The sequence below is a fragment of the Pantoea sp. ICBG 1758 genome (assembly GCF_002928325.1).
GTDB classification, from domain to species: domain Bacteria; phylum Pseudomonadota; class Gammaproteobacteria; order Enterobacterales; family Enterobacteriaceae; genus Pantoea; species Pantoea eucrina.
The window spans coordinates 452,404-477,844 of sequence record NZ_POWL01000001.1 but is presented as its reverse complement, the minus strand read 5'-3'; the positions used below and the strand labels follow the sequence as shown (position 1 = coordinate 477,844).

19 protein-coding genes are annotated in these 25,441 nt (G+C 56.3%); 10 read left to right on the top strand and 9 right to left on the bottom strand.

The window, feature by feature from the left end; genetic code table 11:
* Positions 1–104: 104 nt before the first annotated feature.
* The 3 genes from cmk to serC form a co-directional block, all read right to left on the bottom strand.
* Positions 105–785: a (d)CMP kinase gene (cmk, locus tag C1Y41_RS02340; protein ID WP_071668700.1), complete on the bottom strand. Its 681-nt coding sequence runs from the start codon at positions 783–785 to the stop codon at positions 105–107.
* Positions 786–983: 198 nt separating this feature from the next.
* Positions 984–2,270, bottom strand: a complete 1,287-nt coding sequence (gene aroA, locus C1Y41_RS02335) for a 3-phosphoshikimate 1-carboxyvinyltransferase (RefSeq protein WP_094111481.1) — start codon at positions 2,268–2,270, stop codon at positions 984–986.
* A 79-nt stretch (positions 2,271–2,349) separates the two neighbouring features.
* Positions 2,350–3,435 carry a 3-phosphoserine/phosphohydroxythreonine transaminase gene (serC, locus tag C1Y41_RS02330; protein WP_039383552.1) on the bottom strand — a complete coding sequence of 362 codons (1,086 nt, stop codon included), beginning with the start codon at positions 3,433–3,435 and terminating at the stop codon, positions 2,350–2,352.
* A 312-nt stretch (positions 3,436–3,747) separates the two neighbouring features.
* On the opposite strand from serC, the gene ycaO reads away from it, so the two are divergent.
* From ycaO to pflA, 4 genes are all read left to right on the top strand, one after another.
* Complete coding sequence (gene ycaO / locus C1Y41_RS02325) at positions 3,748–5,511, top strand: 30S ribosomal protein S12 methylthiotransferase accessory factor YcaO (RefSeq protein WP_094111483.1); 1,764 nt, start codon at positions 3,748–3,750, stop codon at positions 5,509–5,511.
* 256 nt (positions 5,512–5,767) lie between these two features.
* Complete coding sequence (gene focA / locus C1Y41_RS02320) at positions 5,768–6,628, top strand: formate transporter FocA (RefSeq protein WP_039383550.1); 861 nt, start codon at positions 5,768–5,770, stop codon at positions 6,626–6,628.
* 61 nt (positions 6,629–6,689) lie between these two features.
* On the top strand, positions 6,690–8,972 hold the full coding sequence (gene pflB / locus C1Y41_RS02315) for a formate C-acetyltransferase (protein WP_104084726.1): 2,283 nt from the start codon (positions 6,690–6,692) through the stop codon (positions 8,970–8,972).
* Between the two features lie 147 nt (positions 8,973–9,119).
* Positions 9,120–9,860, top strand: coding sequence for a pyruvate formate lyase 1-activating protein (gene pflA / locus C1Y41_RS02310; RefSeq protein WP_104084725.1), 741 nt, complete (start codon positions 9,120–9,122; stop codon positions 9,858–9,860).
* A 39-nt stretch (positions 9,861–9,899) separates the two neighbouring features.
* Here pflA and C1Y41_RS02305 read toward each other — a convergent pair whose 3' ends face one another.
* Complete coding sequence (locus C1Y41_RS02305; protein WP_039383545.1) at positions 9,900–11,051, bottom strand: MFS transporter; 1,152 nt, start codon at positions 11,049–11,051, stop codon at positions 9,900–9,902.
* A 13-nt stretch (positions 11,052–11,064) separates the two neighbouring features.
* Between C1Y41_RS02305 and C1Y41_RS19975 the strand changes: the two genes are divergently transcribed.
* Positions 11,065–11,211 carry a hypothetical protein gene (locus tag C1Y41_RS19975; protein ID WP_158249855.1) on the top strand — a complete coding sequence of 49 codons (147 nt, stop codon included), beginning with the start codon at positions 11,065–11,067 and terminating at the stop codon, positions 11,209–11,211.
* 158 nt (positions 11,212–11,369) lie between these two features.
* Here the strand turns inward: C1Y41_RS19975 and serS are convergent, their stop codons facing one another.
* The 5 genes from serS to lrp all read right to left on the bottom strand — a co-directional run bounded on the left by serS (position 11,370) and on the right by lrp (position 18,999).
* Complete coding sequence (serS, locus tag C1Y41_RS02300) at positions 11,370–12,662, bottom strand: serine--tRNA ligase (protein WP_039383543.1); 1,293 nt, start codon at positions 12,660–12,662, stop codon at positions 11,370–11,372.
* A 96-nt stretch (positions 12,663–12,758) separates the two neighbouring features.
* Positions 12,759–14,105: a replication-associated recombination protein A gene (locus tag C1Y41_RS02295; RefSeq protein WP_104084724.1), complete on the bottom strand. Its 1,347-nt coding sequence runs from the start codon at positions 14,103–14,105 to the stop codon at positions 12,759–12,761.
* 7 nt (positions 14,106–14,112) lie between these two features.
* On the bottom strand, positions 14,113–14,724 hold the full coding sequence (gene lolA, locus C1Y41_RS02290; protein ID WP_104084723.1) for an outer membrane lipoprotein chaperone LolA: 612 nt from the start codon (positions 14,722–14,724) through the stop codon (positions 14,113–14,115).
* A gap of 178 nt (positions 14,725–14,902) precedes the next feature.
* On the bottom strand, positions 14,903–18,385 hold the full coding sequence (locus tag C1Y41_RS02285) for a DNA translocase FtsK 4TM domain-containing protein (RefSeq protein ID WP_104084722.1): 3,483 nt from the start codon (positions 18,383–18,385) through the stop codon (positions 14,903–14,905).
* 119 nt (positions 18,386–18,504) lie between these two features.
* Positions 18,505–18,999 (bottom strand): leucine-responsive transcriptional regulator Lrp, encoded by a 495-nt coding sequence (lrp, locus tag C1Y41_RS02280; protein ID WP_006118610.1) that lies wholly within the window; start codon positions 18,997–18,999, stop codon positions 18,505–18,507.
* Between the two features lie 520 nt (positions 19,000–19,519).
* Here lrp and trxB point away from each other — a divergent pair.
* The 5 genes from trxB (at position 19,520) to infA (ending at position 25,403) form a co-directional block, all read left to right on the top strand.
* Entirely contained in the window at positions 19,520–20,485 is a 966-nt protein-coding gene (gene trxB, locus C1Y41_RS02275) for a thioredoxin-disulfide reductase (RefSeq protein ID WP_104084721.1), read from the top strand.
* Positions 20,486–20,628: 143 nt separating this feature from the next.
* Positions 20,629–22,410, top strand: a complete 1,782-nt coding sequence (cydD, locus tag C1Y41_RS02270) for a cysteine/glutathione ABC transporter permease/ATP-binding protein CydD (protein ID WP_104084720.1) — start codon at positions 20,629–20,631, stop codon at positions 22,408–22,410.
* Entirely contained in the window at positions 22,398–24,113 is a 1,716-nt protein-coding gene (gene cydC / locus C1Y41_RS02265) for a cysteine/glutathione ABC transporter ATP-binding protein/permease CydC (RefSeq protein WP_104084719.1), read from the top strand. The genes cydD and cydC overlap by 13 nt, the downstream gene beginning before the upstream one ends.
* Positions 24,114–24,145: 32 nt before the next feature.
* Positions 24,146–24,838: a leucyl/phenylalanyl-tRNA--protein transferase gene (gene aat, locus C1Y41_RS02260; RefSeq protein WP_104084718.1), complete on the top strand. Its 693-nt coding sequence runs from the start codon at positions 24,146–24,148 to the stop codon at positions 24,836–24,838.
* Positions 24,839–25,184: 346 nt separating this feature from the next.
* Positions 25,185–25,403 (top strand): translation initiation factor IF-1, encoded by a 219-nt coding sequence (gene infA / locus C1Y41_RS02255; protein WP_002211347.1) that lies wholly within the window; start codon positions 25,185–25,187, stop codon positions 25,401–25,403.
* Positions 25,404–25,441 lie beyond the last annotated feature (38 nt).

Genomic DNA, 25,441 nt, shown 5'->3' with positions numbered 1-25,441 from the left:
TCTTCAATTTAACGTCCACCTGACGTCACTGTCGGATGGGGTTGTTTCACATGCCCTGCACCGGTTCCGTGGTACAGGGTTACAGCAATTCTGTCACCGAAAGATTATACACCCAGTTTCTGCCGGGCGTAATCAAGCGCCTGCTCAATCACCTGCTCAATCGACATGCTGGTTGAATCCAGCACCAGAGCATCAGCGGCAGGCACTAAAGGGGCGATAGCGCGATTACGATCGCGGTCGTCGCGTTCCTTTATCTCGGATAAAAGGCGCTCAAAGTTAACATCAATGCCGCTTTTCTGCAACTGCAGCATACGTCGCTGAGCACGTTCTTCCGGGCTGGCATCAAGGAAAATCTTCACTGGCGCATCGGGGAAAACCACCGTGCCCATATCACGCCCGTCGGCAATCAGGCCAGGTTCTTCACGGAAAGCGCGCTGGCGACGCAGCAGCGCTTCGCGCACGCGCGGAAAGGCTGCAACGCGTGAGGCGGTGTTGCTTACCTCCTGCGTGCGGATCGCGCTGGTCACGTCCTCACCTTCCAGCACCACCTGCATCTCGCCGTCAGCCGAAAGAAAACGCACGTCAAGATGAGCGGCAATAGGTACCAGCGCCTCTTCAGATTCAATATCTACCTGGTGATGCAGCGCGGCGAGCGCCAGCACGCGGTAGATCGCGCCAGAATCGAGCAGGTGCCACTGCAATGACTCCGCCATCGCTTTGCATAATGTCCCTTTGCCTGCGCCGCTTGGGCCATCGATAGTAATTACCGGGGCGATTACCGTCATTGTTCTCTCCTGTTACAGCCTGCTTATTAACAGTCTCTTAGACTATCTGAATTGCGCAGTAGTATACGCTGCCTGCGGCCGGTTAGTTACCCCCGCACACCGACAGCGGTGACAGTTTGCGCTTTTTCAGATGAATTTCTGTGCAGAAAGACCAGCGGAGTACAAAGCGATCCGGCGCCAGCGCGCCGGATCGGGCTATCAGGAGGCGTGGCTGACTTTTGCCAGCTGCTGGAAATAGTCCGGAAACGTTTTGGCCGTGCAGCCGGGATCGAGAATTGTTACCGGCGTATCGGACAGCGCGACCAGCGAAAAGCACATCGCCATACGGTGATCGTTATAGGTGCCGATATCCGCATGCCGGAGCTGCGCAGGTGGTGTAATCCGGATAAAATCGTGGCCCTCTTCGACTTCTGCACCCACTTTACGCAGCTCAGTTGCCATCGCCGCCAGCCGATCGGTTTCTTTCACGCGCCAGTTGTAAATATTACGCATCAGCGTTGTGCCCTGCGCAAACAGCGCCGTCGTCGCGATAGTCATCGCAGCATCCGGAATGTGGTTCATATCCATGTCGATGGCGTTCAGTTCGCCACGCGTACAGGCGATATAGTCATCCCCCCACTCGATAACCGCACCCATGCTTTCCAGCACGTCAGCAAAGCGAATATCGCCCTGTACGCTGTTGCGGCCAATGCCGGTAACCCGAACGGTGCCGCCACGAATGGCTGCTGCGGCGAGAAAATAGGAGGCTGAAGAGGCGTCACCTTCCACCAGATAATCGCCCGGTGACTGGTACTGCTGCTGGCCTTTCACAATAAAGCGCTGATAATTCTGGTTTTCAACCTCTACGCCAAAGCAGCGCATCAGATGCAGCGTGATATCAATATACGGTTTAGAGACCAGCTCGCCTTTGATCGTGATACAGGTATCCTGCTGCGCCAGCGGTGCCGTCATCAGCAGCGCAGTCAGGAACTGGCTGGAGACGCTGCCGTCTACGCTGACGTCGCCGCCACTGAATCCACCGTTCAGGCGCAGCGGTGGGTAATCACTCTGTTCCAGATAATCAATTCTGGCACCGCCCTGACGTAGCGCATCGACCAGGTGACCGATAGGACGCTCTTTCATGCGCGGCTCACCGGTTAATACCACGTCGTGATCGCCCAGGCAGAGTGCAGCAGCCAGTGGACGCATAGCGGTACCCGCGTTGCCGAGAAACAGCTCCAGCGGCTGTTGCGCATGAAGGGCGCCACCGTTGCCTGTGACTTCGCATACGGTGCGGTCAGGAGAAAGCGTGTAGCTGACGCCCAGCGCCTGCAGCGCAGTAAGCATGTGCTTTACATCATCGCTATCCAGCAGGTTAGTCAGACGCGTTGTGCCGTTAGCCAGCGCGGCCAGCAGCAGTGCACGGTTTGAAACGCTTTTTGAACCCGGCAGGTTGACCGTGCCGTCGATGCGGGCAATCGGTTGAAGAGTGAGGGAGTCCTGCATGTGAAACGAAATCTCCAAAAATACGAAACCCCGTCTGGTGACGGGGCCTGATACCAGACAAGCTGGCGTGAAACACAGATTAGCCGTGGCGACGCTCGAACTCTGTCATAAATTCAGTCAGCGCCTTAACGCCTTCCAGCGGCATGGCATTGTAGATAGACGCGCGCATACCGCCTACGACACGATGGCCCTTCAGCGCATGCAGGCCTGCTTTCAGCGACTCTTCCAGGAACAGTGCATCAAGTGAGGCATCCGCCAGCTGGAACGGCACATTCATACGCGAGCGGTTTGCGCTGGCAACCTCATTACGATAAAAACTGCTGTTATCAATGGTGCCATAGAGCAGTTCAGCCTTTGCCTGATTCAGCTTATCCATCTCACCAATACCGCCCTGCTCCTTCAGCCATTTAAAGACCAGACCAGAAAGATACCAGGCGAAGGTGGGCGGCGTGTTAAACATTGAGTCGTTTTCTGCCAGCACGCTGTAGTCAAGAATGGAAGGAACATGGCGCTGTGCTTTGCCCAGTAGATCCTCACGTACCACCACCAGCGTCAGTCCTGCCGGACCAATATTTTTCTGCGCACCGGCATAAATTACGCCATAGCGGCTGACGTCGATCGGCCGGGAAAGAATGGTAGAAGAGAGATCGGCAACCACAATTTTGTCGCCAAAATCGGGCTCTTCATCAATCGCCAGACCATCAATGGTTTCGTTAGGGCAGAAATGCACGTAAGCAGCACTGTCGCTCAGCTGCCAGTCGCGCATCGGCAGCAGCGCGCGCTTGCCGTCCAGCGTGGTTTTGATGTCGATCGCGTTTGGCGTGCAATATTTTTCTGCTTCTTTAATTGCACTGTGTGCCCAGTAGCCGCCATCGATATAATCAGCAGTGGTCGCTTCACCCAGCAGGTTACCCGGGACAGCCGCAAACTGCGCGCGGGCGCCACCGTGACAGAATAAAACTTTGTAGTTGGCCGGGATTTTAAGCAGATCGCGAAAATCCTGTTCCGCCGCTTCCGCCACGGCCATAAACTCTTTACTGCGGTGGCTAATCTCCATCACTGACGTGCCTAAACCATGCCAGTTGGTCAGCTCCTGCTCTGCGCGACGAAGTACTTCCACCGGCAGCATTGCCGGGCCGGAGCTAAAATTGTAAACCTGCGTCATGTCCCCTCACCACTCTCAGCTTGAACGGTTATGAATCTCTCCCCGGTTTTATCATTGCCTCCGGGCGGCTGCAATCATTTATCCGGCCGCGATCACATTTCTGGCGCCCGCTCCGCCGCAGCTTATATTACAAATGTAACGCACTGCGGGATATTGTGAGGCGGGCTGCACCAGGCCTGCGCGGCAGCGGCCCGCTGCTGTCCGTACCGGCGTCATGCAGAGAGAAAATGCCAGCGATGATAGCGCCACTGCGGTAAAACCCGTATTATTGCGCGCTTTACGCCCACCTTATCGACTTGAGAGAGCGCCACTATGACGCAAACGTTTATTCCAGGAAAAGATGCTGCGCTGGAAGACTCCATCGCCCGTTTCCAGCAGAAGCTGCAGGATCTGGGTTTTAATATTGAAGAGGCTTCATGGCTGAATCCGGTTCCGCACGTCTGGTCCGTACATATTCGCGATCGCGATTGCCCGCTCTGCTTTACCAATGGCAAGGGCGCGAGTAAAAAAGCGGCGCTGGCTTCCGCGCTGGGTGAATATTTTGAGCGTCTCTCAACCAACTACTTTTTCGCAGACTTCTGGCTGGGCAAATCCATCGCGAATGGCGATTTTGTTCACTATCCCAATGAGAAGTGGTTTCCTCTGCCGGCTGATGAAAGCCTGCCTGAAGGCATTCTTGATGCGCGCCTGCGTAAGTTCTACGATCCGGACGACAGCCTGAGCGCCGCTGATTTAATCGATCTGCAGTCCGGTAATACAGAGCGCGGCATTTGCGGCCTGCCGTTTACGCGCCAGTCCGATCAGCAGACTGTTTATATCCCGATGAACATTATCGGCAACCTCTATGTCTCCAACGGCATGTCCGCAGGCAATACCGCTAATGAAGCGCGCGTACAGGGGCTGTCTGAGGTTTTTGAGCGTCATATTAAAAACCGTATTATCGCTGAATCTATCAGCCTGCCGGAAATTCCGGCTGAGGTGATGCAGCGTTATCCTGATGTCATTGAAGCTATCGGACGCCTGGAAGCAGAAGGCTTTCCTATCTTCGCTTATGACGCCTCTCTGGGTGGCAACTATCCGGTTATCTGCGTGGTGCTGTTCAATCCGGCCAATGGCACCTGCTTCGCCTCATTTGGTGCCCATCCTGACTTTGGTGTGGCGCTGGAGCGTACCGTTACCGAACTTCTGCAGGGTCGGGGTCTCAAGGATCTCGATGTCTTCACGCCACCGACTTTTGACGATGAAGAAGTGGCTGAACATGCCAACCTGGAGACGCACTTTATCGATTCCAGCGGCCTGATCTCCTGGGATATGTTTAAAGATGAGGCAGACTATCCGTTTGTGGACTGGAGCTTTGCCGGCACGACCCAGGAGGAGTTCGCTACGCTGATGGCGATCTTCGCTGCGGAAGATAAAGAAGTCTATATCGCAGATTACGAACATCTGGACGTGTATGCCTGCCGCATTATCGTACCGGGCATGTCTGATATCTATCCGGCTGAAGATCTGCTGCTGGCGAATAACAACATGGGCGCTTCACTGCGCGAAACCCTGCTGGCGCTGCCGGCCAGTGAGTGGCAGCCTGAGGAGTATCTGGCACTCATTGAACAGCTGGATGAAGAGGGTCATGACGACTTTACCCGCGTGCGTGAGCTGCTGGGCCTTGCCACCGGTAAAGATAATGGCTGGTACACGCTGCGTATCGGCGAGCTAAAAGCGATGCTGGCGCTGGCGGGAGGCGATCTCGATCAGGCGCTGATCTGGACGGAGTGGACCATGGAGTTCAACCAGTCTATTTTCAGCGCGGAGCGTGCTAATTACTACCGCTGCCTGCAGACGCTGCTGCTGCTGGCCATGGAAGACGAGCGTGAACCGGTGCAGTATCATCGTGCGTTTGTCCGGATGTATGGTCAGGCGGCAGTTGATGCCGCATCCGCTGCGCTGAGCGGTGAAGCGCCGTTTTATGGTCTGCAGGCCATTGATGAAGATCTCCATGCGCTGCCTGCCCATCAGGCGCTGCTGGCCGCCTATGAAAAACTGCAGGCGGCAAAACGTCGCTACTGGTCCGCTGCATAACCGCTGCGCCAGGTGGTTTGATGACTCATCTGAAACCGGTATGGCCAGGCGGTCATACCGGTTTTTTTAACCGTATGAAATGCTGATTAAAATAATAATGTAAATTTTAAAATTATTTTTTTATAATATATTCATTAGCTTAAATGATTTTAACGCTGCATTCCTTCTCCTCTTCCGCTCAAAGATGATCCATATCAATTCCGCTGCTCACCCGCTTTGTTAGCATCTCCTCAGACCTGTTACGGAGAGCGTAAGCGTGAAAGCTGACAACCCCTTTAATGCTTTACTGCCTGCGGCAATGGCTAAAGTTGCTGAAGAAGCGGGTGTCTATAAAGCGACTAAACATCCCCTGACAACCTTTTTCCTTGCCATTACCGCCGGCGTCTTTATCTCAATCGCATTTGTGTTCTATATCACTGCAACCACCGGCAGCGCGCCGCTGCCCTGGGGCATAGCCAGGCTGATCGGGGGCATCTGCTTTTCACTGGGTCTGATGCTGGTAGTGGTATGCGGGGCCGATCTTTTTACCTCAACGGTGCTCATCGTCGTGGCTAAAGCCAGCGGGCGTATCAGCTGGCTGCAGCTGGCCCGTCACTGGCTCAATGTCTACATCGGTAATCTGTGCGGCGCGCTCTTTTTCGTCATGCTGATCTGGCTGGCGGGTGAGCATATGGTTGCCGGGGGTGCCTGGGGTCTTAATCTGCTGCAAACCGCCGATCACAAGATGCATCACAGTTTTATACAGGCCGTTGCGCTGGGTACGCTGGCCAATCTGCTGGTCTGCCTGGCCGTCTGGATGAGCTATTCCGGCCGCAGCCTGACTGACAAGATGATTGCCATGATTCTGCCGGTGGCGATGTTTGTTGGCAGCGGCTTCGAGCACAGCATCGCCAACATGTTTCTGATCCCGATGGCCATCCTGATCCGCGATTTTGCCGCACCGGAATTCTGGCAGCTCACCGGCGCCACTGCCGCTCAGTTTCCGGCACTCAATCTCAGCGACTTCGTTTTCAACAATCTGATCCCGGTTACGCTCGGCAATATTATTGGCGGTGGTGTGCTGGTTGGATTGACTTACTGGGTTATTTATCTGCGCGGCTCCGCGCCGGCAGCGTGATTGCGGCCGGGGGCAGCGATGCGTCCGGCAAGAAAGTCTCCTTACATAAGGCAGGTATATCATGTCCGAACTGAATGAAAAAATGGCAGCAGCCTGGAAAGGATTTAAGGCCGGCGAGTGGAAAACCCGCGTCAACGTACGCGACTTTATCCAGCTGAACTATACGCCGTATGAAGGCGATGAAGCATTTCTCGCGGGTGCCACCCCCGCCACAACGGCACTGTGGAACCGCGTGCTGGAAGGGATCAAAATTGAAAACCGCACGCATGCACCGGTGGACTTTGATACCGATCTGGCTTCAACCATTACCTCGCACGACGCAGGTTATATCGATAAATCTCTGGAAACCATCGTTGGGCTGCAGACTGAAGCACCGCTGAAACGCGCCATTATTCCCTTTGGCGGCATCAAAATGGTGGAAGGCTCTTGTAAGGTCTACGGTCGCGAACTCGATCCGGCGCTGAAAAAAATCTTTACGGATTACCGTAAAACCCATAACCAGGGGGTATTTGATGTCTATACGCCCGATATTCTGCGCTGCCGTAAATCAGGCGTCCTGACCGGCCTGCCTGACGCCTACGGCCGTGGTCGTATCATCGGCGATTACCGTCGCGTTGCGCTCTACGGCATTGACTATCTGATGCAGGACAAAGTGGCGCAGTTCACATCGCTGCAGCACGATATGGAAAACGGCGTGGATCTGGAAGCCACTATTCGCCTGCGCGAGGAGATCGCTGAACAGCATCGCGCGCTGGGCCAGATCAAAGCGATGGCGGCAAAATATGGTTGTGATATCTCGCTGCCGGCTACCACCGCACAGGAAGCGGTACAGTGGACCTACTTTGGTTATCTGGCGGCAGTAAAATCGCAAAACGGTGCCGCCATGTCGTTTGGCCGCGTGTCTACTTTCCTCGATATCTATATTGAACGTGATATGCAGGCTGGCAGGCTCACCGAAGAGCAGGCGCAGGAGCTGATTGACCATCTGGTCATGAAGCTGCGCATGGTGCGTTTCCTGCGCACGCCGGAATATGATGAGCTCTTCTCAGGCGACCCTATCTGGGCGACCGAATCACTCGCCGGTATGGGCGTTGACGGGCGCACCCTGGTGACCAAAAATACGTTCCGCTTCCTGAATACGCTGTACACCATGGGTCCCTCCCCTGAACCCAACATGACCATTCTCTGGTCCGAGAAGCTGCCGCTCAACTTTAAGAAATATGCGGCTAAAGTCTCCATCGATACCTCGTCGCTGCAGTATGAAAATGACGATCTGATGCGTCCTGACTTTGATAATGACGACTACGCTATCGCCTGCTGCGTCAGCCCGATGATTGTCGGCAAGCAGATGCAGTTCTTTGGCGCACGCGCCAACCTAGCTAAAACGCTGCTGTACGCTATCAATGGCGGGGTTGATGAAAAACTCAAAATGCAGGTCGGACCGAAAGAAGCGCCGATTACTGATGAAGTACTCGACTTTGACACGGTCATGGCGCGTATGGATCACTTTATGGACTGGCTGGCGAAGCAGTATGTCACCGCGCTGAACATTATCCACTTCATGCATGATAAATACAGCTATGAAGCTGCGCTGATGGCGCTGCACGATCGCGACGTTTATCGCACCATGGCGTGTGGTATTGCCGGGCTATCAGTGGCAGCGGACTCCCTCTCCGCCATCAAATATGCACGGGTAAAACCGGTGCGTGATGCGGATGGGCTGGCCACCGACTTTGAGATTGAGGGCGACTATCCGCAATTTGGCAATAACGACCCGCGCGTAGACGATCTGGCCTGCGACCTGGTAGAGCGGTTTATGAAAAAAATTCAGCGGCTGCAGACCTATCGCAATGCCGTGCCGACCCAGTCCGTGCTGACCATTACCTCAAATGTGGTATACGGTAAAAAAACCGGTAATACCCCGGATGGCCGCCGCGCCGGCGCGCCGTTTGGTCCGGGGGCTAACCCGATGCACGGACGCGATCAAAAAGGTGCCGTGGCCTCGCTGACCTCGGTGGCTAAACTGCCATTTGCCTATGCAAAAGATGGTATCTCCTACACCTTCTCTATCGTGCCCAACGCGCTCGGCAAAAATGATGAGGTAAGAAAATCAAACCTGGCGGGCCTGATGGATGGCTATTTCCATCATGAAGCGGCGCTGGAAGGCGGTCAGCATCTGAATGTTAACGTCATGAATCGCGATATGCTGCTGGACGCAATGGCGCATCCGGAAAATTATCCGCAGCTCACCATACGCGTTTCAGGTTATGCGGTACGGTTTAACTCGCTGACCCGGGAGCAGCAGCAGGATGTGATCACCCGGACCTTCACTGCCTCACTCTGATGATAAACAGGGCTCCCTGACAGGAGCCCTGCTTCAGAGTCCGTTTTGCCAGCGTGCTGACGCGGGAACGCTGGCAAAACGGACTTCCCTGCTGAGCACAACAGAGATTGTGCTGCCTGAAACAGGCCAAACCGGAGAACCATCGCTATGTCTGCTGTCGGTCGCATTCACTCTATTGAATCCTGCGGGACCGTTGACGGTCCTGGCATCCGTTTTATCACCTTTTTTCAGGGCTGCCTGATGCGCTGCCTCTACTGCCATAATCGCGATACCTGGGATACTCACGCGGGTAAAACAGCGACGGTTGAAGAGCTGATGCGGGATGTGATCGCCTGTCGCCATTATATGAACGCGTCAGGCGGTGGTGTGACCGCCTCCGGCGGAGAAGCGATCCTGCAGGCTGAATTTGTGCGCGACTGGTTCCGCGCCTGTAAGCAGGCGGGCATTCACACCTGCCTTGATACCAACGGCTTTGTGCGGCGCTACGATCCGGTAATCGATGAGCTGCTGGAGGTCACCGACTTAGTGATGCTCGATCTGAAACAGATTAACGATGAGATCCATGAAATTCTGGTCGGCGTTTCCAATTACCGCACGCTCGATTTTGCCCGCTACCTGCAGAAGAAAAACAAACGCACCTGGATCCGCTACGTGGTTGTGCCGGGCTATTCAGATGATGACGACTCTGCACACCGCCTCGGCAGGTTTACCGCTGACATGCAGAATGTGGAAAAAATAGAGCTGCTTCCCTATCACGAGCTGGGCAAGCATAAATGGGAGGCTATGGGGGAAACGTACCAGCTGGCTGGCGTCAGGCCACCAGCCAGAGAGACGATGGAGCGGATTAAAGCGATTCTGGCAGGCTACGGGCACAGCGTGATGTACTAAGACCCGCGCGCGCGACCTGCTCTCTGATATTTACACCTGTCAGGCGTGCGCCACCGGCGTCGCATGATGATCGGCTTTGCGCAGCAGCATGACCAGATAGACCAGTGCCACCGCAGCGATCATCACAAACAGCAGCTGGTCAGAGTAACGCTGCATTAGCATTGAAGTCATTGCCGGCCCCACCAGGCTGCCCACGGTATAGCTGAACAGCAGCGCCTGATTCATCGCCACCAGCTCATGGTGCGCAACGGTTTCACAGGCCCATGACATGGCAACCGGATAGAGCGTAAAGCCTGCCAGCCCCAGCACAAACAGCGCCGGCGCCATCGCCGTATCGCCCAGCATCGCCACGGCGCCGAGGATCACGACAAACACCTGCACGCGCAGGACCATCAGGCGTCCAAAGCGATCGGCCAGACGCCCGACGGGCCACTGTCCGATAATACCGGAGCTCACAAGCAGCGCCATCCAGTAGCCTACTGAGGCGTCACTCATACCGCGATGCGACAGATAGAGCGGCATCAGTCCATAGAGCGAGCCCAGCACAATGCCGGAGATGATGCAGCCATTGATGCCCAGACGTGAACTGCGGCGGCGCAGCATGCTCCAGATACGCGTAGTGGACGCCTCTTCGCTCTCTCCGGCCGTGCTCACCTGCACAAAAAGCAGTGGCAGCATAGCGCAGACAATCAGTGCCGTGACCCAGGGGATCACGTGCAGCAGTTCAGTGGACACGCTGCTGACCAGCAGCTGCCCGGCTACCGTACCGAGATAATAGACAATCATATAGGCAGCCAGCAGCTGACCGCGGTTACGCACCGTACCGCTGCAGAGCAGAGCGCTTTCAACCACTACCCAGATCAGCGCGCAGCCCACGCCGGCGCTGAAGCGCAGCAGCGTCCAGCTGGAGAAGCCTTCCAGCAGCACCATTCCCATTGTCGCCAGGGCAAACAGCACGCTGGCAAAATAGAAGCAGCGATTAAAGCCGTAGCGCGCAATCAGCCAGCCAGCCAGCAGCGTGCCCGCCAGATTACCGGTGTAATAGGCGGAACTCGCCATCCCTACCTGCCAGGTAGGCAGCTGCTCATGGGCAAGCCAGAGCGGCACCAGCGTATTAAGCACAGCGATAGAAACCGTCATCAGCATTAAGCCGCAGAGCAGCAGCAGGACGGGGCGCGACCAGGTAAGCATAAGGATAAAACCAATGGAAAGAAGCGAGAATTGCGCGCAGTTTGCCACTGGAAAATGGAAAGTCAACGAACAGAAAAACAGCACCGCACAATTTGCTGCTGAACAATTTATTTTTTTTATCTTCAGGAGGTTAGAAGCATCATCGCCAGAGCAGAATTAAAATCTATCGCTATGAATTTACAGATTTTTAGCGCTTAACCGCTGCTTCTCTTCGATAACGTTTATTTGTGATAGCTTTGCCGCAAAATCGGATTGCTGCGCACGGCATCGCCCATAAAAAAACCCGGCCAGAGCCGGGTTCTTTTAATCAGCGGACAATCAGCCGATATACTCCAGACCGCCCATATAAGGACGCAGTACGTCCGGTATGGCAATGCGGCCATCTGCCTGCTGATAGTTTTCCAGAACCGCGACCAGCGTACGCCCCACCGCCAGACCCGATCCGTTCAGCGTGTGCAGCAGACGCGGCTTTTTATCGCTCTTGCTGCGGCAGCGTGCCTGCATACGACGCGCCTGGAAATCCCACATGTTGGAGCAGGAAGAGATTTCACGATAGGTATCCTGCGCCGGCAGCCAGACTTCGAGATCGTAGGTTTTAACCGCGCCAAAGCCCATATCGCCGGTGCAGAGCAGCACTTTACGGTATGGCAGATTAAGCAGCTGCAGCACTTTCTCCGCATGACCGGTCAGCGCTTCCAGCGCATCCATAGAGGTTTCCGGCGCCACAATCTGCACCATTTCCACTTTATCAAACTGGTGCATACGGATCAGCCCGCGCGTGTCACGACCGTATGAACCCGCTTCAGAGCGGAAACAGGGCGTGTGTGCGGTCAGCCTGATCGGCAAACTCTCTTCTTCAACGATTTCATCACGCACCAGGTTGGTCAGCGGCACTTCCGCGGTAGGGATCAGCGCATAGTTGCTGCTACCCGCTTCTTCACCCAGCGGTTTGGTGTGAAACAGATCTTCGCCAAATTTTGGCAGCTGCCCGGTGCCATACAGCGTATCGTGGTTAACAAGATACGGCACATAGGTTTCCAGGTAGCCATGTTCCTGCGTGTGCAGATCGATCATAAACTGGCTCAGAGCGCGATGCAGACGCGCAATCTGGCCCTGCATGACGATAAAGCGAGAGCCGGTCAGTTTAACAGCGGCGGCAAAATCGAGCCCCCTGACAGATTCACCCAGCTCTACGTGATCTTTTACAGGGAAATCAAACTGGCGCGGCTCGCCCCAGCGGCTGATTTCCAGATTCTCACTGTCATCTTTACCCAGAGGAACGTCATCAGCTGGCAGATTGGGCAGCGCCAGCGCAAAATCGCGGATCTCATTTTGCAGCACATCCAGTTCCGCTTTTGCCGCATCCAGACGTTCACCCAGCGTATTCACTTCCTGACGCAGCGGCTCGATATCTTCCCCACGGGCTTTTGCCTGGCCGATGGATTTGGATCGGGCATTACGCTCAGCCTGCAGATTTTCGGTTTCGACCTGCAGTACTTTACGGCGCTCTTCTAAGGAGCGCAGCGTATCCACATCCAGTTTAAATCCCCGGCGTGCCAGTTTTTCTGCGACTGCGTCTGGCTCGTTACGCAGCAGATTGGGATCGAGCATGCTTATCCTGTGTAATAAAAGGTTGATTGAAAAATGAGGGGTTGCATCCCACTGGAATGCAATGAATTCCTTACTCACCTTACCGTAACGCGTTTATCAGCGGTAGCGTTTTATCGGGCTATTTTCATCCTGCTCAGCCAGCCAGGCGAGTTTTTCACCGATCTTTCCTTCCAGTCCGCGCGGCACAGGATGGTAATAGCGGACATCGCGCATTTCCGGCGGGAAAAAGACTTCGCCGGCCGCATAGGCGTTGGGTTCATCATGCGCATAGCGATAGCTTTTACCCAGCCCCATCTCTTTCATCAGCTTTGTCGGCGCATTACGCAGATGATCCGGCACATCGTAATCAGGATGCTCGCGCGCATCGCGCAGCGCCGCTTTGAAAGCCGTGTACACTGCGTTGCTTTTCGGCGCACATGCCAGATAGACAATCGCCTGCGCAATCGCACGCTCGCCTTCTGCCGGCCCGACGCGCGTAAAGCAGTCCCAGGCTGAAATGGCTACCTGCATGGCGCGCGGATCGGCATTTCCGACATCTTCCGAGGCGATAGCCAGCAGACGCCGTGCGACATAGAGCGGATCCCCGCCGGCGGTAATAATCCGGGCGTACCAGTAGAGCGCCGCGTCGGGCGCAGAGCCGCGCACCGATTTGTGCAGCGCCGAGATGAGATCGTAAAAGCGATCGCCCTGGTTATCAAAGCGCGCCGCACGCTCGCCAGCCACTTCGGTCAGCAGCTGCGGCGTCAGCTCCCGCTTGCCCTGCGCGCTGACATCTGCCATATCCGCCATCATTTCCAGCGTATTCAGCGCACGGCGCGCGTCACCGCTTACCAGTTCGGCAATCATCCGGCGCGTAGCGTCAGGCAGCACGATATCACTGTCACCATAGCCGCGAGTGCTGTCTTCCATCGCCTGCGTCAGCACCTCCTCAATCTCCTCTGTCGTCAGTGATTTGAGCAGATAGACGCGCGCACGCGACAGCAGCGCAGAGTTGAGTTCAAACGAAGGGTTTTCCGTGGTAGCACCGATAAATGTGATGGTGCCATCTTCGATATGTGGCAGAAAGGCATCCTGCTGGCTTTTATTGAAGCGATGGACCTCATCCACAAACAGGATAGTGCGGCGGCCGGCGTGGCGGTTTTGCCGGGCGCGCTCAATTGCCTCACGAATATCTTTTACGCCTGACGTGACCGCTGAGATGCGTTCCACATCAGCATTACCGTAGTGCGCGATGATCTCTGCCAGCGTGGTCTTGCCGGTGCCCGGCGGTCCCCACAGAATCATCGAGTGCAGCTGCCCGGCTTCAATCGCCCGCGGCAGCGGTTTGCCAGGGGCCAGCAGATGCTGCTGGCCGATATACTCCTGAAGCGTCGTAGGCCGCATTCTGGCGGCCAGCGGTTTAAACGCATTTGAAGGGGCAAAATCCAGAGAGAGATTACTCAACTCAACCTCACTGACGCTGGTCGTCTACCGTTACCCCTTTTGGTGGCGTAAAGGTAAATTTATCGGGACTGATAGCACCATTTTTCTGGCTCTTCAGCTGGTAGCTGCTGCGCTGGCCATCCTGCTCAACCGCGCTGAACTGATTGATAGTGCCCGATGACGATACGTTGATGGTGAACTGTTTCAGGTTGCCGTCTCTGTTTTTTGGCGTCAGCTCAAAGCTGTCACCCTGCTGTTTGATGTTGTACTGCTTCCAGTCGCTGGGCTGATTGCGGGCAATAAGCATAAATGGCGTATTGCTGGTGGCATTCTGCAGCAGGCTCACGCTGGCCTGTTCAACAAACGGATTGTAGAACCACAGGTTTTTACCGTCGGAGACAATAACGCTCTCATCCGGCGCCGTCATGTGCCAGTTAAACAGGCTGGGACGCTTAACCCACAGCTCGCCTTCACCATCCTGCACATTGGCACCGCTGCCGTCGGTGACTTTCTGGCTAAAGCTGGCATGGAAACTGTTTACTTTGTTCAGGCGCTGCTGCAGGTCGCCGGAGGCATCCGCCAGCGCTGATGCTGAAACAAAACCGGCCAGCAGGCCACAGGCAATAACGCGTAATTTCATCTGATTCGATTCCTTATTCACTGTTCCTGATACTCACTGCTATTAAACGTAGTTGCCGTATTGTCTCTTCGACAGAAGAAAAAGCCGAAAGGTCCCAAAGATATGGGGATTGCGCAACAGATAAACAATGGGCCAGTTGTTAACTGGCCCATCAGGAAAGTTGTGCTGTCAGCCGGCGTTACATTTCATGTGGCGGCGGCGAAAGCACCTCGCGGTTACCGTTATGGCCCGGCTCAGAAACAATCCCCTGCGCTTCCATCTGCTCAATGATACGTGCCGCACGGTTATAGCCGATACGGAACTGACGCTGTACACCAGAGATAGAGGCGCGACGTTTCTCAACCACAAAGGAGACGGCCTGATCGAATAGCGGATCGAGCTCTTCATCACCATCCATCCCGCCTGCGCCGCCTTCGCTCTCCTCGCCCGCGGTGATGCTGTCGATATACTGCGGGCGTCCGCGCGCTTTCCAGTCCTGCACGACAGCATGAACTTCCTGATCGCGCACGAATGCGCCGTGCACGCGTACCGGCATTGAGGAGTTAGGTGGCATATAGAGCATATCACCCATTCCCAGCAGCGATTCTGCGCCGCCCTGATCGAGGATGGTACGCGAGTCAATCTTACTTGATACCGTAAAAGCGATACGCGTAGGAATGTTGGCTTTAATCAGACCGGTAATCACGTCAACCGACGGACGCTGGGTTGCCAGCACCAGGTGAATACCGGCAGCACGCGCTTTCTGCGCCAGACGCGCTATCAGCTCTTCTACCTTTTTACCCACCGCCATCATCAGGTCGGCAAACTCATCCACCAGCACAACGATATAGGGCAGCTTCTCCAGTACGGGCGGCGTCATGTCCATGCTGTCACCCGGCTTCCAGAACGGATCGGGAATCGGACGGCCCATCGCCGCAGCCTGCTCAATTTTTTCGTTATAACCGGCGAGGTTACGTACGCCCAGCGCAGACATCAGTTTGTAGCGACGCTCCATCTCCACCACGCTCCAGCGCAGCGCGTTAGCAGCGTCTTTCATGTCGGTGACCACCTCGGTAAGCAGGTGCGGGATCCCTTCATAAACTGACAGCTCAAGCATTTTCGGGTCGATCATGATAAAGCGCACCTCTTCCGGGGTCGCTTTATAGAGCATACTGATGATCATGGTATTAACGCCAACCGACTTACCGGAACCGGTGGTACCGGCAACCAGCAGGTGTGGCATTTTTGCCAGATCGGCGACAACAGGCTGTCCGGAGATATCTTTACCCAGCACCACTGACAAAGGAGAAGGATTATCGCGGAACTTATCACAATCCAGCACTTCACGCAGATAGACCGTCTGACGATGTTTGTTCGGCAGCTCAAGTCCAACGTAAGGTTTACCGGGGATCACCTCTACCACACGCACTGCCACGGCTGACAGTGAACGCGCCAGATCGCGGGAAAGGTTTGAGATCCTCGCCGCTTTAACGCCCGGCGCCAGATCGAGCTCAAAGCGGGTGATCACCGGACCCGGAGAGATCCCTACCACTTCCGCTTTTACCCGGTAGTCAGCCAGACGCGCTTCAACCAGGCGCGCCGTCTGTTCCAGAGCAAACATATCCACCGGCTCTTCTTCTTCCGGAGGAGCCGTCAGCAGCTCAAGTACCGGAAGCGGCGTGGAAGGTTTTTCCAGCGGTCGTTCATGACGCACCAGGAAAGGGTGAAACAGACTATCCTGCGCCGGTACGGCCGGTGCTGCGGCAGGCTCTGCTGACGGTGCGGCTTGCTGCTGCCACTCTACGGCTGGTTCGGCTGCCGGTGCGGCTGGCTGCTGCCACTGCGCGGCTGGTGCTGCTGCCGGTGCGGCTGGTTCGGCTGCCGGTGCAGCTGACTGCTGCCACTGCGCGGCTGGTTCGGCTGCCGGTGCAGCTGACTGCTGCCACTGCGCGGCTGGTTCGGCTGCCGGTGAAGCTGACTGCTGCCACTGCGCTTCAGGCTCCGGCGTTGCCGCAATAGTAAACAGCGGTTCACTCGGCGTATCATCAACCAGATCTTTCATCGGCGAGAAGTCAAAAGCAGCCGAGGTATCCAGATTAAACACCGGCGCTTTTTCTTCCTGCGGTGCGCTGTAACGCTGCTGCTGCTGCGCCGCAAACTGGCTCGCCAGCTGCGCCTGATGCTGCGCCTCCTGATCGTCCTCTTCAGTATGCGACTCCCAGCTTTCACCATAGCGCTGCTGCTGCTGTGACTGAAATGCATCACGCAGCTGCGCTTCCTGAAGCGTAGCCTCTTCCTCATACTGTGGCTGATGCAGCGTGGCGCTCACGTCGGGCTGTTGCTGCTCTGCTTCTTCGCGCGCTTTCTCCTCTGCCATACGCTGTGAAGGCAGTTTGATGCCATAAGAGGCGAGTTCACGTCGGGTCGGCAGTTTAACTTTGTTAGGTCGCGGCAGCTCCGGACCAATCCCCTGTTTTACCTGCGGGTTACGATCGCGCTCAGGCACAATGTCAAAAACAGGCGACAGCGACTCTTCCGCACGCTGTACGGCCGCGGTGGCAGTACCTGTGGCCGCGGCGGCCGTGAATGCAGGGGCGGCAGCAGAGAAGCGATCGGCACTTTGCCAGTCGCCCATGCGCGGGCCATCTTCATCCGGTGCAGCAGGCGACGCGACAGGCTCTGCCGGCAGTTCAAAATGATAAAGCGGTGGCGTCTGCGGTGCTGGCGTGGCGGTCACAACCGGTTGAGATGTGACCGGTTGCGGCACGGCAGCCTGCGTAACTGCTGGCTCCGCCGTCGGTGCAGGTTCTGCTACGGCAGCCGAAGCGGGCGGTGCCTGACGGGCAGCTTCACTGACCGCAGAAAGCGCCGCAGCGGTTGCGCTGGACGCTTTAGCCAGCAGCGGTTCGCTGGCCAGCTCAGCAGAGAGTGCAGGCGCAGACGCAGGCGCTCGCGGCGCAGCCAGCAAAACATCCTCTTCGTCAGCAGCCTGAGACGCCACAACCGGGCGCAATGGGATATCCGCTTCCTCTTCATACTCATCCTCTTCCCAGCGATCGTCATGACGAGAGCGGTTGCTGGCAAAAGTCAGCACGCCCATCACTACGCTCCCGATTTTTTCAGCGATAGCGAGCCATGACCAGCCGGTATAGAGCGTGATGCCTGCGGCCCAGATACAGAGCAGCGTCAGCGTGCCGGTTGCACCATGCAGCCACGGCGCCATGGCATTGCTGACCAGACTGCCAATCACCCCGCCTGAGGCAAAGTACCAGATATCATCCACGTTCAGCGCAGCCAGTCCGCAGGTGGTCACCACCAGTGCCAGCACGCCTATCAGGCGCAATCCAACGGCAAAATAGTCGATATAATCCTGCCGATCGCGCTGACGGAAAGTGATCCAGCACAGCCCCAGGATAACGGGTGGAATGGCATAGGCCATCACGCCAAAGATAAACAGCAAAGTATCTGCCAGCCAGGCACCTGGACTACCCCCGATATTGTGGATAGGTTCATGCCATGCGGTCTGGGACCAGCTGGGATCGGAAGGGTTAAAACTGACCAGTGACACCATCAGATAGATGGCGAACAAGGCTACAAGGATGAGCAACGCCTCGAGCAGACGACGTCCACTGCTCAGCGGTTGTAACGAAACATCTTTATCTTCTGTGTATTCCTGGCTCAAGAGAACTCTCCAGGTGCCTGTAAAATAAGAAGGCAACAGCGCCGGAAGAGCCCGACGCTGGTCCTGTATGAATTCACAGGAGTGTACCTAAATCCTGCACGCTTTGCACCTTCCCTGCGTTAGCGGGTTTTAATGACCAGCCGGTTACTCTGTTTCACCTCTTCCATCACGACATAGGTGCGGGTGTCGTTTACGCCTGGCAGGCGCAGCAAGGTTTCTCCCAGCAGTTTACGATAGGCAGACATATCAGGCACGCGGGTTTTCAGCAGATAGTCAAAGTCACCGGAAACGAGGTGACACTCTTGAGTTTCCTCAAGTTTTTGCACTGCGGCGTTAAATTGCTCAAACACGTCAGGGGCACCGCGATTCAGAGTAATCTCAACAAATACCAGCAGGGATGCATCAAGGTAGTGCGGGTTAAGCTGAGCGGTGTAGCCGAGGATAAAGCCCTGTCGCTCCAGGCGGCGAACACGCTCAAGGCATGGCGTTGGCGAAAGGCCTACGCGCTTGGAAAGCTCAACATTGGAGATACGGCCATCTTTTTGCAGTTCATTCAGGATATTTCTGTCGATACGATCCAGATCTTTTCCGGGGCGCTTTTTATTGTCTACCATTATTATTGTCTCTCTTAATTCCTTCCCTATGCCTGCCACAACCCTGAAAAATGCGTATTCCAGAGCCTTACTGAATTGAAGACCATAAGCCTGTGCAGTCGCGCACCATCCGTATGACGCATGCTGTCTGTCCACATCATGCGTCATTACCAATGTCAGGCTGAGATTTTCTGACGCCACCGCGCAAAACAGCAATCAATTACCGTTCTGAACCGCCAGAGACTCTCTGCTTCTTCCAATGTTTTCGCAAATGCGCAGGCGATTGTCAAAGTAAAACATCTAAATTCAGTACAAGATGCCAGATACCGTGCTGGAGCCCTGTTTTTAAATGATATTTTCAGGGCGGTGATGCCTTTTATTTACTCAGAATGCACTCTTTTAGCGCAACGCTGCAGCAAAGATGCGTTTCATCGTCTACGCCGCTTGCAGCAATTGCTAACAAAATGGTGCAAAGCTTTTTTTGCTGTCCTAATTTCCCTACAATCAAAATCACTGTTGTCAGAAACACACTGAGGGATGCATGAGTACGGCCAAACACAGCAAACTGCTTATCCTGGGCTCAGGCCCAGCCGGTTATACCGCTGCAGTTTATGCGGCACGCGCTAACCTGAATCCGGTTCTGATTACCGGTCTGGAAAAGGGCGGCCAGCTTACGACGACCACCGAAGTTGAAAACTGGCCAGGCGACCCGCATGACCTGACCGGGCCGTCGCTGATGGAGCGTATGCATGCGCATGCCGAAAAATTCAACACTGAAATCCTGTTCGATCATATTCATACCGTTGACCTGCAGCAGCGCCCTTTCCGCCTGACCGGCGACAGCGGCGAATATACGGCGGACGCCCTGATTATTGCGACGGGTGCATCTGCACGCTATCTGGGTCTGCCTTCTGAAGAGGCATTTAAGGGCCGTGGCGTCTCTGCCTGTGCGACCTGCGACGGTTTTTTCTATCGCAACCAGAAAGTTGCGGTGATCGGCGGAGGCAATACTGCTGTTGAAGAGGCGCTGTACCTTGCCAACATCGCGTCTGAGGTGCACCTGATTCACCGCCGCGACACCTTCCGCGCAGAGAAAATTCTGATCGACCGGCTGATGGAAAAAGTGCGCAGCGGCAACATTGTGCTGCATACGCACCGCACGCTGGAAGAAGTGACCGGTGACCAGATGGGTGTGACCGGCGTGAAGCTGCTGGCAACTAACGGTGAGCCTGCAGAATCGCTTGAGGTCGCAGGCCTGTTTGTCGCCATCGGCCACAGTCCAAACACCGCCATTTTTGAGGGCCAGCTGGCGCTGGAAAATGGCTACATTAAGGTGCAGTCCGGCCTGCACGGTAACGCCACGCAGACCAGTATTCCGGGCGTCTTTGCCGCAGGCGATGTGATGGATCACACTTATCGTCAGGCGATTACCTCTGCCGGTACCGGCTGTATGGCAGCGCTGGATGCAGAGCGCTATCTGGATGGGCTGGTTAAAATCGATCGGTAACGTGTTAATAACCTGATCATAATCAAAGTGAGGCGACCTGTTCAGGTCGCCTTTTTTATGTACCGCGTGCTAAAGTGCTGCCGACCGCAATAACCGGATACTTTATCGGGTTTTCGCCCTGTTTTAGAAGAGCAGACGACAGTATGAATAAATCACGGCAAAAGCGCCTGCTGGGCTGGTTACGGCAGCAGCGGGCCTCCGGCGCTACCGCCCTGCGGCTGGCTGCGCTATGCGGCTTTGCCTCCGCACTCGTTCTTATCGCCCAGGCGTGGCTGATGGCTACGCTACTGCAGCAGCTGGTTGTCTCCGATCGGCCCCGCTCGTCGCTGGTCACTCAGTTTCTGCTGTTGCTGTTCTGTTTTCTGTTGCGTGCCGGCTTTAACTATGGCCGGGAGATGGTAGGCTTCCGCGCCGGTCTCGCCATCCGGCGGGCGCTGCGGCGCCAGCTGCTTGATCGCATCGATGCGCTCGGACCGGCCTGGATACAGGGCAGACCTGCCGGCAGCTGGTCAACGCTGCTGCTTGAGCAGATTGAACAGCTGCAGGAATATTATGCGCGTTATCTGCCACAGATGACGCTGGCGGTTGCTATTCCCTGCGCAATTTTGCTAGCTGTGTTTCCCGTTAACTGGGCTGCAGGGCTGATCCTGCTGGTCACCGCTCCGCTGATCCCGCTATTTATGGCGCTGGTGGGCATGGGCGCAGCGGACGCCAGCCGGCGTAACTTTCTCGCGCTATCGCGCCTGAGCGGCGATTTTTACGATCGTCTGCGCGGACGCGACACGCTGCGGCTGTTTCACCGCGCAGCGGCTGAGAAGCAGGCTATTGCCGCCAGCACCGATAGCTTTCGGCAGCGGACAATGGACGTGCTGCGCCTCGCTTTTCTCTCCTCGGCGGTGCTGGAATTTTTCGCCTCGCTGGCGATTGCCGTTGTCGCCGTCTATTTTGGTTTTTCTTACCTTGGCGAATTTAATTTTGGTCATTATGGTACTGGCGTAACGCTGTTTGCCGGCTTTCTTGCGCTAATCCTTGCGCCGGAGTTTTTCCAGCCGCTGCGCGATCTGGGTACCTTTTATCACGCCAAAGCGCAGGCGGCAGGCGCAGCAGATGCGCTGGAAACGTTTCTGCAGGCGACACCGGATGCCCGGCCACAGGGGCCAGTTCGCCCGTGGTGTGACGAGGCTCCTCTGACGCTGACCGCAGAGGATCTGGTGGTAATGAGTCCTGGCGGCCACGCGCTGACGCAGCCGCTTAACTTTACCCTGCGCGCAGGCTGCCGGGTCGCGCTGGTCGGTGAAAGCGGCGCAGGCAAAACCGTGCTGATGAACGCGCTGCTCGGTTTTCTGCCCTGGCAGGGCGTGCTGCGGGCCAATGGCGTGGATCTGCGCCATATCGATCGTGCAGAGTGGCAGCGGCAGCTTGCCTGGGTGGGACAGAATCCGCAGCTGCCTGCACAAACGCTGCGCGATAACCTGATGCCGGATCGACCCGTTGAGGAGAGCAGACTGCAGGCTGTATTAGCCCAGGCTGGCGTAAGCGCATTTCTGACGAGCCTGCCGCTGGGGCTGGATACGCCGACTGGCGAGGATGGTGTCGGGCTTTCTGTTGGTCAGGCTCAGCGGATTGCGGTTGCCCGTGCGCTGCTGAAGCCGGCAAAACTGCTGCTGCTGGATGAACCGGGTTCAGGTCTGGACAGCACCAGCGAATATCACGTCATGCAGGCGCTTAACCAGGCGGCACGGCAGCAGACAACGTTAATGATTACGCACCAGCTGCATGATCTGGCGCAGTGGGATGAAGTGTGGGTCATGCAGCAGGGTGCGCTGGTACAGCAGGGAAGCTGGCAGCAGCTCAGCAGGGAGCCCGGGCTGCTGCAGGAGATGATACGGCAACGTCAGCAGGAGGTTTCACTGTGCGCTCAATAATGCCTTTTCTGCGTCTGTTCCGGCAGCACCCCTGGCGCCTGGGATTGGGGATCGCGCTGGCTATCCTCACCCTGCTTGCCAGTGTGAGCCTGCTTACGCTCTCGGGCTGGTTTCTGGCTGCCTCCTCGCTGGCAGGGCTGGCCGGGCTCTACGCCTTCAACTATATGCTGCCGGCGGCAGGCGTGCGCGGTGCCGCGATTATACGCACCGCCGCGCGTTATTTTGAGCGTCTTGTCAGTCATGACGCCACTTTCCGGGTGCTGCAGCATCTGCGTGTCTACACCTTCAGCCGCCTGATGGCGCTGGCACCTGAGCAGCTATCGCGCTTTCGTCATGGCGAGCTGCTGAATCGTTTTGTCAGCGATGTCGATACGCTCGATCATCTCTACCTGCGTATTATTTCGCCCCTGGCCGGTGCGGCAGTGGTCATTATCGTCGTAACCTGCAGTCTCTCTCTGCTCAGCCTGCCTCTGGCGCTGCTCTTAGGCGGCAGCATGCTGCTGACCCTGCTGCTGCTGCCCGCCCTCTTCTGTTATTTTGGTCAGGCTTCCGGCGCGCGTATCGCCCGCTCTCAGGCGAGCTGGCGGCTGCAGCTTGCTGGCTGGCTCATGGCTCAGGCTGAGCTAAAAATCTATGGTGCAGCGACGGCCTGGCGTCAGCGGCTGGACAGCACAGAGCAGCAGTGGCAGCGCGCGCAGCAACAGCAGCATCACCTGCAGGCGTTTGCGCAGAGCCTGCTGCTGCTGATAGCCGGTCTGACCGTAACGCTGTTGCTGTGGGTGTCAGCTGCTTCTGTCGGGGGCGCAGCGATTGCGCTGTTTCTGTTCTGTGGCCTCGCGGCGTTTGAAGCGCTGGCACCGGTTGCCGGCGCTTTTCTGCCGCTGGCGCAGGTCAGCAGCGCCGCACGGCGCGTGCAGGAGATTATCGACCAGCCGCCTGCCATCTATTTTCCGCCAGCCATGCCGAATACGGCGCCGGGTATCAGCCTCACGCTGGATAACGTTTCATTTAGCTATCCGCAGCGCCCGGAGCCGGTATTAGCGCATTTTTCACTGCAGCTGCGACAAGGCGAACGTATCGCTCTGCTCGGCCCGACCGGCTGCGGTAAATCGAGCCTGCTGGCGCTTATCACCCGTAGCCGGGAAGCCACCGCGGGAAGTATTCAGCTTAATGATACTCCGCTCTCACAGTGGGATGAGACCAGCCTGCGGCAGCGTATCAGCGTGGTGACGCAGCGCGTGCATCTTTTCAGCCAGACGCTGCGGGACAACCTCTTACTGGCGCGCCCCACGGCCAGCGACAGTGAGCTGACAGCCGCTCTGACACAGGCCGGGCTCGGCTTTCTGGCTGAACAGCCTGACGGACTGGATAGCTGGATGGGTGAAGGCGGCAGACCCCTTTCCGGCGGCGAACTGCGGCGGCTGGCCATCGCCCGCGCCCTGCTGCACAACGGCGATCTCTGGCTGCTGGATGAACCCACTGAAGGGCTGGACGCCACGACCGAGCAGCACATTCTGCAATTACTGCTGCGGGTCAGCAAGGGTAAGACGCTGATTATGGTGACACATCGCCTGCAGGGTCTGGAGAAGATGGATCGCATCTGCGTCATGGATCAGGGCGCCATTGTGGAATCAGGTTCTCATGACGTATTAATCTCAAAAGCGGGTCGCTACTGGCGTTTCCGTCAGCGCTTTGCGTTATAGTCTGGAGATGACGCTTCTGAGTAGCTGATGCCATGAGACTGGTACAACTTTCACGTGATTCACTGCACTTCCCGCCGCCGGAAATGGCGCTGCGCGAACCAAACGGTTTGCTGGCGATGGGCGGCGATCTCTCGCCTGCACGTCTGATTAACGCCTACCAGCACGGTATTTTTCCCTGGTTTTCGCCCGGCGATCCGATTCTCTGGTGGTCGCCCGATCCGCGGGCCGTGCTGATGCCAGACGCCTTTCATCTCAGCCGGAGCATGGCGCGTTTTCACCGTCGCTCTCCCTATCGCGTGACCATGAACCACGCCTTTGCACAGGTACTTGAAGGCTGCGCGACCGGACGTCAGGAGGGAACCTGGATCACTTTTGAGGTCAAACGCGCCTGGCTGCGCCTGTATGAACTGGGGCATGCGCACTCTGTTGAAGTGTGGCATGAAAATAGCCTGGTCGGGGGTATGTACGGTCTGGCGCTCGGCCAGATGTTCTGCGGAGAATCGATGTTCAGCCGGCAGGAAAACGCTTCAAAAACCGCGCTGTGGGTATTTTCGCAGCACTTCCGGGCTCATCAGGGCAGGCTTATCGATTGTCAGGTGCTTAATCCCCATACGGCATCGCTCGGCGCAACGGAAATTCCGCGCGCTGACTATCTGCAGGAGCTAAAAAAGCTGGCGTGGCAGCCGGTTGCTGAAGGATGCTGGCAGACGCAGACCCTTTTTTAGCCCTCTCCGCAGATGTTTTGCACACAAATCCACATAAAAGTGATACAATAAGCGAGTTTGGTATGTCGTCCGCGCTTCGCTGTGGCGAGCCGGAATTGCCAGGCTGGGAATCTCACCTGTTTCCTGAAACTGTTTCATCCACCCCAGCCGGGCCGGTTGCTGCAGATTCTTAGCCCGCTAATCCCCCGCAGACGTCAACAACACCCGAATTTATCCGTACTGCACGCGCGACAGCGCGACGCACGGCGAAGCGTTGGCAAAAACAGCCAACGTTTCTTTACATAAATCATGGAATTCGGCATTATCTTGCCGGTTCAACAGTTTGGTAGTTCACCCAGAGGATTCGATGGCCAAAGAAGACAATATTGAAATGCAGGGTACCGTACTGGATACGTTACCTAACACCATGTTCCGCGTAGAGCTTGAAAACGGGCACGTGGTTACCGCTCATATCTCCGGTAAAATGCGCAAAAACTATATCCGCATCCTGACGGGTGACAAAGTCACTGTAGAGTTGACCCCGTACGACCTGAGCAAAGGCCGCATTGTCTTCCGCAGTCGCTAAGCTGCTGCACACGTCGCGGGCTGGTTAAGTTTCCAGCC